We start from the raw sequence: 8927 nt of genomic DNA, 5'->3' as shown, positions 1-8927 counted from the left end.
TATCCTCTACTGACAGGTCGTCGTCGAACTGGAACGTCCGGTTTTCCGTATGCCCCAGATCGGTAATAAAGACTGCCACAGCACTTCGGTTGCTGATCGGGAACAGCTTGACATGCTCCAGCCGCTGCCGGCTCGCATCTGGTCCCAGCACGCCGGAAGTCAGGTTCGTCATCTGCGAAAGGATGTTGCAGCTCTCGCGGATGGCATCGTCCAAATTCAGCGGCTTGCTGGCCAGCTGCTGGCGGACTGCCACTTCCAGCTGGTTGTCGACCCTGTGTTCCATCAGATGTTCGCAATAGAACTTGTAGCCTTTTGTGGAAGGCACGCGGCCGCTGGAGGTATGTGTTTTTTCCAGCAGTCCCATTTCTTCCAGGACCATCATGTCGTTGCGGATCGTTGCGCTGGAGTAAGGGAGCTGATACTTTTCCATCAGAGTCTTGGAACCGACCGGCTCGGCTGTCTGAACGAACTCGTCAACAATGGCCTTGAAGATTTCAATCCGCCTTGGTGTCAGCATCATCCCGCCTCCTTTAGCACTCTTTCCCGATGTCTGCTAACAGTATAATCCAGCTTGTTAGCACTGTCAAGTTAAAAGTGCTAATTTTTTTCAAGTTTTCAAGCTTTTCGCAGTTCGTTTTTCAGGCTGCAGTTCATACACTTTACCAGGAGGCTTTTTGCCTATGAAAAAAGGAATGACAATCATCTTTTTCACGCTGCTGGCCGCGCTGCTTTATTATGGATCGGTAACCTATGAGGCATCCTGCCAGGCGTTAGCGATCTGGTTTGAAAAATTAGTGCCCTCGTTGTTTGCGGCGATGGTTGTAATCCGCATTCTCGACGGTCAGGGGCTGCTGGCGGCGCTCTCGCGGCGGCTGTTCGGATTTACCGAGAACTTGTTCCACATCTCGCCGGACGCTTTTTCCTTAGTCTTCGCTTCCTTTTTTCTCGGCTCGCCCGCCGGACAGATCCTGATCGACGATTATGTGCGGGACGGCCGGCTTTCGCAAGCGGAGGGCCGGCGGCTGGCCTGCTGCGTCACGGTCAGCACGCCGTCGTTCATCTTGATCACCTGCGGTTCAGTTCTGCTGCAATCCTTTCAATATGGCTTGATGATCTGGCTGGCGGAATTCTTCGCCGTGATGCTGCTGCTGTTCTTTACGCGCGGTACACCCGTTGCCCTGCAATTGGATCCGCGCGGATCTGTCCCTTCCTTATTTGAGAATTTAAAAGACGCGGTTGTCCAGGCCGGCGTCAGCTTATATTTCATTGGCGCATATCTCCTGTTGACGCTGGTGCTGCTGAATTTAGCGACGATGAAGCTGCCCTCTGCCTGGCGGCTGCCGATTCAGTGCGTAACCGAGTTTTCGTTAGGCACCAATAATCTGGCGCTGCTGCCGCTGGCGGTGCCCCTGAAAGCGTTGTTGATGACGCTGGTGCTGGGCTTTGCCAGCTTCAGCGTGCATCTGCAGGTTCTCTCGCTCACGCCGCATCTTCACCTGACTTATCTGCGTTATCTCGGATACCGGCTGATGCAGACCGGCCTGGCCGGCGGCGTGTTCCTCTTTTTGATGATGCTGCAAAGACTGCGCGGCTGACCGATGCTTATGTCGTTCCCTTGTTGTCTTAAGCCATAAAAAAACGCGGCGGATTCCATTATTTTCGGAATCACCGCAGCGCTCTTTTAATTTCCGGCGTTCACTTTCAGCCTCTCTCTAGCTAAGAACGGACTGCGCTCGCTTGGCCTTTATTTTCAACTGTATCCTTTAAATAAGATCCCTTAGAGAATTCTACTTTCTTCCGCAGACGCTCTGCCTGCGGTCAGCGAAATTTTGGGCAGCATTTTTCTGCGCCGCTATTCCCCGCTTTTTTTCTTCTTCAGCGGATTCAGTTCTTCTTCGACTTCCTCGATGATGGCTTCCGGGATAAATTTTGACAGATCGCCGTTGTTTAGTGCGATTTCCTTGGACACGGACGAGGATAAGAAGGAATACCGCGGCCGGGCGACGAAGAACACCGTTTCAATCGTCTCATCCAGAAACATATTGGCCGTCGCCTGCTGCAGTTCATATTCATAGTCCATGACGGCCCGGATCCCGCGGATCAGCACCTGCGCCCCGATCGACTTCGCAAATTCCACTGTCAGGCCATGGCCGACCACGACTTTGACATTCGGCAGATCGCGCGTAATCTCCTGCAGCATCCGCACGCGCTCCTCCTCGGTAAAGGCGTTGCGTTTGTTCGGATTCTTCATGATCGCGATGATCAACTCGTCGAAGACCGACGACGCCCGTGTGATGATGTCCAGATGACCATAGGTCGGGGGATCGAACGATCCCGGATAACATGCTCGTTTCATAGTTCTGTTTCCTTTCGATAATAACTGATGCGGCTGATGCCGTAAGTTGCTTCCTTGACACGGCGCAGCTGATGGTAGGCCTCGTCAAACTCGTCTTCCTTTAGACTCTCCAGAATCACCTGTCCGTGATCGCGGATCAGATTCAGCGCATCGAGCTGCTGCATGATCTTGTGCAGCTGCTGCTTCTGATAAGGCGGATCCAGATAAACCAAATCCAGTTGGACGCCCATCCCCGCTAAGCGTCTTAACGCCGCGAAGCTGTCGCACTTCCAGACGTCGCACTGCGCTTCGACCTGAAGTGAAGCAATATTGGATTTGATCACGGCTGCCGCGGCCGGACTGCGGTCGACAAAATATACATGCTCGATGCCCCGCGACAACGCCTCCAGTCCCATTGAACCGCTGCCCGCAAACAGATCCAGCATGACACCGCCGTCAAAATACGGACCAATCCGGCTGAACACCGCTTCCTTGACCTTATCCAGCGTCGGCCGGGTCTGGTCGCCTTTGGGCGCCTGAATCAGCCGGGAACGAAATTTTCCTGCAACAATTCGCATTTTTTTACTCCTTGTGTGTATAAAGGGCGGAAAACCCGGGCAAGATACTAGTGCATCGAAAGATGCTATCCCCCAATCTTTGTTTCTCCTCTCCCTTTCTTTGGAATTCCCGAGTCGCTTCGGGAATTCTTTTCTTTCTTCTTTTAAAGCAACCGCGACATTCATTTTTAAATAGCCGCCGCTTTTCCTTCCTGCGTTTCCCTTCGTCGTTGATGCCGGCAAAAGTTGAATACCTTATTCAATCTTCCCCTGACGGTATTGCGAGATTACCGCCTGGCCCATGCCGACCGCCACCATGACGGACAGCGTACTGGAACCTCCCGCGGAAATCATTAACAGCGGCACGCCTGTCAGCGGAATCAAGCCGGTTACGCCGCCGACATTGAACAAAAAGTGAATGAAGAAATACATCGAAACGCCGATCAGAATAATCCGCCCGCGCTGGCTTTTCATCCGGATCGCATAGATAAACATCCGCCCGACGATCAGCGCGTAACAGATAAAAATCAATAAAAACCCGAAGATGCCCAATTCCTCGACGACAATCGCCAGAATAAAATCGGTATTCGCCGCCGGGAAGTTCGTATATTTCTGAATCGACTTGCCATACCCCACACCCTGCCATCCGCCGCTGGCAAACGACACCAGCCCGTTGATCAGCTGGAAGCCCGTGCCGTATTTATCCGCGAATGGATTCATCGCCGAGGTGAACCGGTTGATCTGATAGTTCTTAAACGGCAGCGCCTCGATCAGATGTTCGCCCATCGGCGACAGAATCCACACGACGAGTACGACGCCGATGATCAACAACATCACCAGCATCTTCTGCAGCCGCACTAACGAAGGATGATAGGGAATCAGAAAGCAAATGCACGCAATGCCCGCCATGACGATCGCCGAACCGAAGTCCGACTGCAGGATCGCAACGATAAAGCAGAAGCCCCCGACGATCAAGAGCGGATTGCGCATTAAATCTTTGGTCGTCAGCTTCAGGTTGCGGATATCGCCCAGATACGTCGCCATGACCATGATGATGACGACCTTGGAAAACTCCGAAGGCTGGATTGTGATCTCCTGACCCGGAAATGGAATTTTGATCCAGGCTCGGGCACCGCCGACTTCCCAGCACAGGGCTAACAAAAGCAGCACCAGCGTCAGGCTGACGATCGGCGTAATATTTTTTTTCATGCGGTCAAACGTAAACCAGCGCGCCATCGTCACCATGCCCAGATAGCCTAAGACTGTAAACGCCAGCTGCTTGATAATGGTTTTCATCAGCGACATCACGTTGCCCGAAGCCAGCCCCATCGTCGCCGAAGCAACCATGAACAAGCCGAACACCGCTAAGATCAGCGTACAGAGATGGATGATCAAATCATACCGGTACGGCATCCGGAAAGAAGTCTTTTTTTTCTGCGTCAAATTCATCCGCCTCCTGGTGACATTTTACCATAAAACAGGGCCCGGCACAAAAGAATTGAAGTTCTGTTTTTGACAATCAAAGGACATGACGGTCCGCGTTGTTTTTATTATAATAAAGGAAAGAATGGTCGGAATTTGTCAGTTTGAGCCGGCGGGCGGAAAAGAAAGCGCTTAAAAAACAAAATCTGGAACGCTTTCGTCAAATTTTCCTTTCCTTCTTTGCATTTCTTGAGTATTATATAAAGTGAGGTAGATTTTATGAACATAAACATGGATACCATTGTTAAGGACAGTGACGCCCATCTGCGCGACAAATCAGCGCCGGTGTCTTTACCGTTGTCCGAAGCGGATAAAAATACGTTAATGGAGCTTTTAACCTACGTCAGAGAGTCGACGGATCCGGAACTGGCCGAAGCTAAAAACCTGCGGCCGGCCGTCGGGATCGCGGCGATTCAGATTGGCATTCCCAAGCAGCTTTTAGCTGTGGTCGTGGACGAAGAAGATAAAAACGGCAATCCCATTCATTACGAATACGCGCTGGCCAACGCGAAAATCGTTTCCCAGTCTGTTCAAAATGCGTATTTAAAGACTGGTGAGGGCTGTCTGTCCGTTCTTGACGATCATCCGGGCTACGTCATCCGCAGCGCGCGGATCAAGGTCAAGGGTTACGATATGCTTCAGGACCGCGAGGTGACTTTCCGGGCTTCCGGTTATGTCGCGATCGTGCTGCAGCATGAGATCGACCATTTCAGCGGCATTCTGTTCTACGACCGGATCAATCCGAACGATCCGTATGCCCCTGTTGAAAACGCCATTGTGATCGAATAATTCCGCTTTCCCCCTGCCCGCCGGATCTGTCCGGCGCGTTTCCCAAACACGAATAAAATCAGAAAACTCATTGTTCTTGGCTGCCGCGGGGAGCTGAAATTCATTTCAGACCGTCCCGCGGTTTAGCTGTGAAATCGTCTCCGTCTGCGGAGGGATTCCTCAAAGAATAAAAAAATAGAAATTAAAAGACAGGTGCCTTGTTTTTTAAGAATAATAAAAGAAAAGAGGTAAATAATGAAAGAAAATACTGCAGCCACACCTGCAAAAAAAGCACCGCGCAAATCCGCTCCCCGCAAGAAACCGGTTCCTGCAAGCGCCGTTGGCGAGGTCGCCGAAACTCCGTTCCACCGGGATACCGACACGCTCATCTATGCCCTGGGCGGCATGGGTGAAATCGGTAAAAACATGTATTGCTTCGAACATCAGGACGAAATTATCATCGTTGACGCCGGCGTCCGGTTTCCGGAAGAAAATCTGCTTGGGGTTGACTACGTCATTCCGGATTACTCCTATCTGATTAAGAATCAGGCGAAGGTCAAGGCCTTAATCATTACGCACGGCCATGAAGATCACATCGGCGGCATTCCGTTTTTACTGCAGTCGATCCGGCTTGATAAAATTTACGCACCGCGCTTCGCCTGCTCCCTGATTCAGAAAAAGCTGGAGGAACGGCGGATGAGCCGGCAGGTCAAGCTCGTGCAGATCAACGAGGATTCGCGGATCACGACGAATCATTTCCAGGTCGGCTTCTTCAACACGATTCACTCAATTCCGGATTCACTGGGAATTTTGATCAACACGCCGAACGGCCGGATCGTGGAGACCGGCGACTTCAAGTTCGACCTGACCCCGATCGGCACCAACAGCGATTATCAGAAAATGGCGTACATCGGTCAGATCGGCGTCAGCCTGCTGATGAGCGATTCCACCAACTCCGAGGTTTCCGGCTTCTCGATCAGTGAGAAAAAAGTCGCGAAATCCTTATTGGAAATCACCCGCAAAACACCGGGCCGCTTAATCGTTTCCACCTTTGCCTCCAACGTTAACCGCGTCGGTCAGATTCTGGAAGCGGCCGTGGCCTGCGGACGCAAGGTCGCCGTCTTCGGGCGGTCGATGGAAAACGTCGTGCAGATTGCGCGCAAGCTCGGCATCATCGCGATTCCGGAAAAGCATTTTATTACGCCGGACCAGCTGAATTCACTGCCGGCCAGTAAGATCTGCATCGTCTGCACCGGTTCCCAAGGCGAACCGTTAGCGGCGTTAAGCCGGATTGCCAACGGTACGCACCGCTGGATTAAAATCATTCCGGGCGATACCGTCGTGTTCTCGTCGAATCCGATCCCCGGCAACGCGGTCAGCGTTTCCCAGGTTGTCAATCAGCTGACGCGGGTCGGCGCCAACGTGCTGGTCAACAGCCCGCTGACCTCCCTGCATACGACCGGCCACGGTTCCCAAGAGGAACAGAAGCTGATGCTCCAGCTGATCAAGCCGAAATACTTCATGCCGGTGCACGGCGAATACAAGATGCTTCGGATTCACGCGGAAAGCGCGATTGAAACCGGTGTTCCGCGCGAGAATACGTTCATCTGCGCTAACGGCGATGTGCTGGTGCTGCGCGACGGCGAAGTCTTCCAGGCGGAAACCCGTATTCAGACCGATGATATCTATGTCGACGGCAACGATATATCCGGCTTGAGCACAGCGGTGCTGCGCGACCGCAAGATCTTGGCCGACAACGGCTTGGTCGCGGTTATCGTCACGATCGACTCGCGCACGAATAAGATTCTGTGCCGGCCGAACATCGTTTCCCGCGGTTTCGTCTTCATCAAGGAAAGCCAGACACTCTTGAAGGAAGCGGAAATGATCGTTTACGAAGCCTTAAAGAAAAAGATGATGCAGAAGACGACTTTCGGCGAATTGAAGAATTGTATCCGCAGTTCGCTGGAACCGTATCTGTATAAGAAAACCAACCGCAATCCGATCGTCATTCCGGTGATCCTGAACCAGAAGGCAGCGATGCTGCAGATGCAGCAGAAACGCGAAGCGGCCGCGGCGGCGCATAAGGATGAGGAAGGTGCGGTAAAGCGGACACGCAAGCCGAGAAGCACGCCGGCGAAGACGAAAAAAGTCCCGGCGGAAAACGGCGAGACCTCAAACCGGCCGCGGACCAAAACGAAACAGAATAACGCTGAATCCTAACCGATCGGCGTTTTTTCTATTCCTTAAAGAAATCAGGAGGATTGTTATGTTTTATCTCATTCGTCACGGCACAGCCGATTACACGGAAAAAGACACCAAAATCTATCAGGGATTCGGCAATCATCTCGCACCCCTTTCCGCCAAAGGTATCCTGGAAATCGAAATGACGGCAGCCGATCCCCGGCTTGCGCAAGCCCGGCTGATCCTATCCTCGCCTTACACCCGCGCTTTACAAAGCGCCGCGATACTTTCCCGCTGCCTCCAAATTCCGCTGCAGGTAGAAACTGATCTGCACGAATGGCTGGCCGATCAAACCTACGTTTATTTACCGGACGAGCAGGCAGCACAGCATTACAACGAGTTTCAGACCTGCAACGGTCTTTATCCGCCGGGCGAAGAAAAGGCCTGGGAATCCCTTCCTGTGATGCGCCGGCGCATGATCCGGGTCTTCCAGCACTATCAAGGCCAAGGCGATCTTCTCGTTGTCTGCCATGGCCTGGTGATCCAGTCCCTATGCGGCTTTCATCCTGGAAACGGGGAGATCGTGGAATTCGATCTTGATTCCTGCATGAGCGATCAAAACACAAAAAGGAAGCAAAGGACGAAACAGAATGAACAAATTTAAAATCGCACTGGTTCAGCACAAAACGAAATCGACTGATGTTCAGGAAAACACGGCGCTTGCACTCCGCTATATCGCAGAAGCAAAGCAGGCAAACGCGGACTTTATCCTGTTTCCGGAGTGCTTCCTGACAAGCTATACGTTTCCTGAGATCTGTGAAACCTTTCAGCCGGTGAAAAGCCTGGAGAGTGATCCCGACTTCCACGCCTGGTGTGAGAACGCCTTACACGATGAATGCGACACGTTGAATACAATCCGCCAAGCCGCAAAACGCCATGCCATCGGCGTAGAAATTACGGCTTTTACTCAAGGGAAGAAATACCCTCAAAACAGTGCTTATCTCATCGACCGGAACGGTGCGGTGCTCATGAAATACAGTAAGGTGCATACCTGTGATTTTTCATTCGAACGTTATCTTGAAAGTGGCGAGGAATTCAAGGTCTGTCATTTTGAGGATCTCTGTCTGGGCACAATGATCTGTTACGACCGGGAATATCCGGAAAGCACCCGGGAGCTTATGCTTCAAGGCGCCGAGCTGATCTTAATCCCCAACGACTGCGGCGATATCAAGCCGTTCCGCCTTCAGGAGCTTTCCGTAGCGGCAATGCAGAACCAGGTCGGCGTCGCGATGGCGAATCCGCCGGGTGAAAAAGCAGGTTGTTCGTGCGCCTTTCATCCTCAGGTCTGGGATTGTCAGGACAACTGTCTGACGGTGACAAGCGAATCGGAAGCAGGTCTGATTTATGCGACGTTTGATATCGACGCACTGCGCGCCTATCGAAAGCGGGAAGATCTGGGCAAATACAGAAAAGTCAACGCCTACCGCCATCTCTGTCTAAATTCAAATGATTGAGATCCGTTCGAGAACCAGAATAAAATGCGCCTGAAAACAGGATGCACAAAAAAAGGATCAATGACACAAAAAGGGAATTCTGCGAAAGCC

At 52.1% G+C, this 8927-nt stretch carries 9 protein-coding genes; 5 read left to right on the top strand and 4 right to left on the bottom strand.

Annotated features, from left to right (window positions below):
- A partial coding sequence (gene hrcA, locus HOLDEFILI_RS07880; RefSeq protein WP_039864327.1) for a heat-inducible transcriptional repressor HrcA occupies nucleotides 1-517 on the bottom strand: 517 nt, incomplete at its 3' end.
- A gap of 163 nt (nucleotides 518-680) precedes the next feature.
- Here hrcA and HOLDEFILI_RS07875 point away from each other — a divergent pair.
- Nucleotides 681-1595, top strand: coding sequence for a hypothetical protein (locus tag HOLDEFILI_RS07875; RefSeq protein ID WP_006059044.1), 915 nt, complete (start codon nucleotides 681-683; stop codon nucleotides 1593-1595).
- Nucleotides 1596-1852: 257 nt separating this feature from the next.
- Here the strand turns inward: HOLDEFILI_RS07875 and coaD are convergent, their stop codons facing one another.
- The 3 genes from coaD to HOLDEFILI_RS07860 form a co-directional block, all read right to left on the bottom strand.
- Nucleotides 1853-2356 (bottom strand): pantetheine-phosphate adenylyltransferase, encoded by a 504-nt coding sequence (coaD, locus tag HOLDEFILI_RS07870; protein WP_006059043.1) that lies wholly within the window; start codon nucleotides 2354-2356, stop codon nucleotides 1853-1855.
- Nucleotides 2353-3078 carry a 16S rRNA (guanine(966)-N(2))-methyltransferase RsmD gene (gene rsmD / locus HOLDEFILI_RS07865; protein ID WP_006059042.1) on the bottom strand — a complete coding sequence of 242 codons (726 nt, stop codon included), beginning with the start codon at nucleotides 3076-3078 and terminating at the stop codon, nucleotides 2353-2355. The genes coaD and rsmD overlap by 4 nt, the downstream gene beginning before the upstream one ends.
- Nucleotides 3079-3147: 69 nt before the next feature.
- The gene (locus HOLDEFILI_RS07860; RefSeq protein ID WP_006059041.1) at nucleotides 3148-4341 is read right to left on the bottom strand and encodes an FtsW/RodA/SpoVE family cell cycle protein; all 1194 of its coding nucleotides are present in this window, start codon (nucleotides 4339-4341) and stop codon (nucleotides 3148-3150) included.
- 252 nt (nucleotides 4342-4593) lie between these two features.
- Between HOLDEFILI_RS07860 and def the strand changes: the two genes are divergently transcribed.
- The 4 genes from def to HOLDEFILI_RS07840 all read left to right on the top strand — a co-directional run bounded on the left by def (nucleotide 4594) and on the right by HOLDEFILI_RS07840 (nucleotide 8837).
- Complete coding sequence (def, locus tag HOLDEFILI_RS07855) at nucleotides 4594-5163, top strand: peptide deformylase (protein WP_039864325.1); 570 nt, start codon at nucleotides 4594-4596, stop codon at nucleotides 5161-5163.
- Between the two features lie 234 nt (nucleotides 5164-5397).
- Nucleotides 5398-7362: a ribonuclease J1 gene (rnjA, locus tag HOLDEFILI_RS07850; protein WP_006059037.1), complete on the top strand. Its 1965-nt coding sequence runs from the start codon at nucleotides 5398-5400 to the stop codon at nucleotides 7360-7362.
- A 46-nt stretch (nucleotides 7363-7408) separates the two neighbouring features.
- Nucleotides 7409-7987 carry a histidine phosphatase family protein gene (locus HOLDEFILI_RS18360; protein WP_006059036.1) on the top strand — a complete coding sequence of 193 codons (579 nt, stop codon included), beginning with the start codon at nucleotides 7409-7411 and terminating at the stop codon, nucleotides 7985-7987.
- A complete protein-coding gene (locus HOLDEFILI_RS07840; RefSeq protein WP_006059035.1) occupies nucleotides 7974-8837 on the top strand; it encodes a carbon-nitrogen hydrolase family protein in 864 nt (287 codons plus the stop codon). The genes HOLDEFILI_RS18360 and HOLDEFILI_RS07840 overlap by 14 nt, the downstream gene beginning before the upstream one ends.
- The last annotated feature ends 90 nt before the right edge of the window (nucleotides 8838-8927 follow it).

The sequence above is a fragment of the Holdemania filiformis DSM 12042 genome, from assembly GCF_000157995.1.
Taxonomy (GTDB): Bacteria; Bacillota_I; Bacilli_A; order Erysipelotrichales; family Erysipelotrichaceae; genus Holdemania; species Holdemania filiformis.
This window is presented reverse-complemented; position numbering and strand designations above follow the sequence as displayed.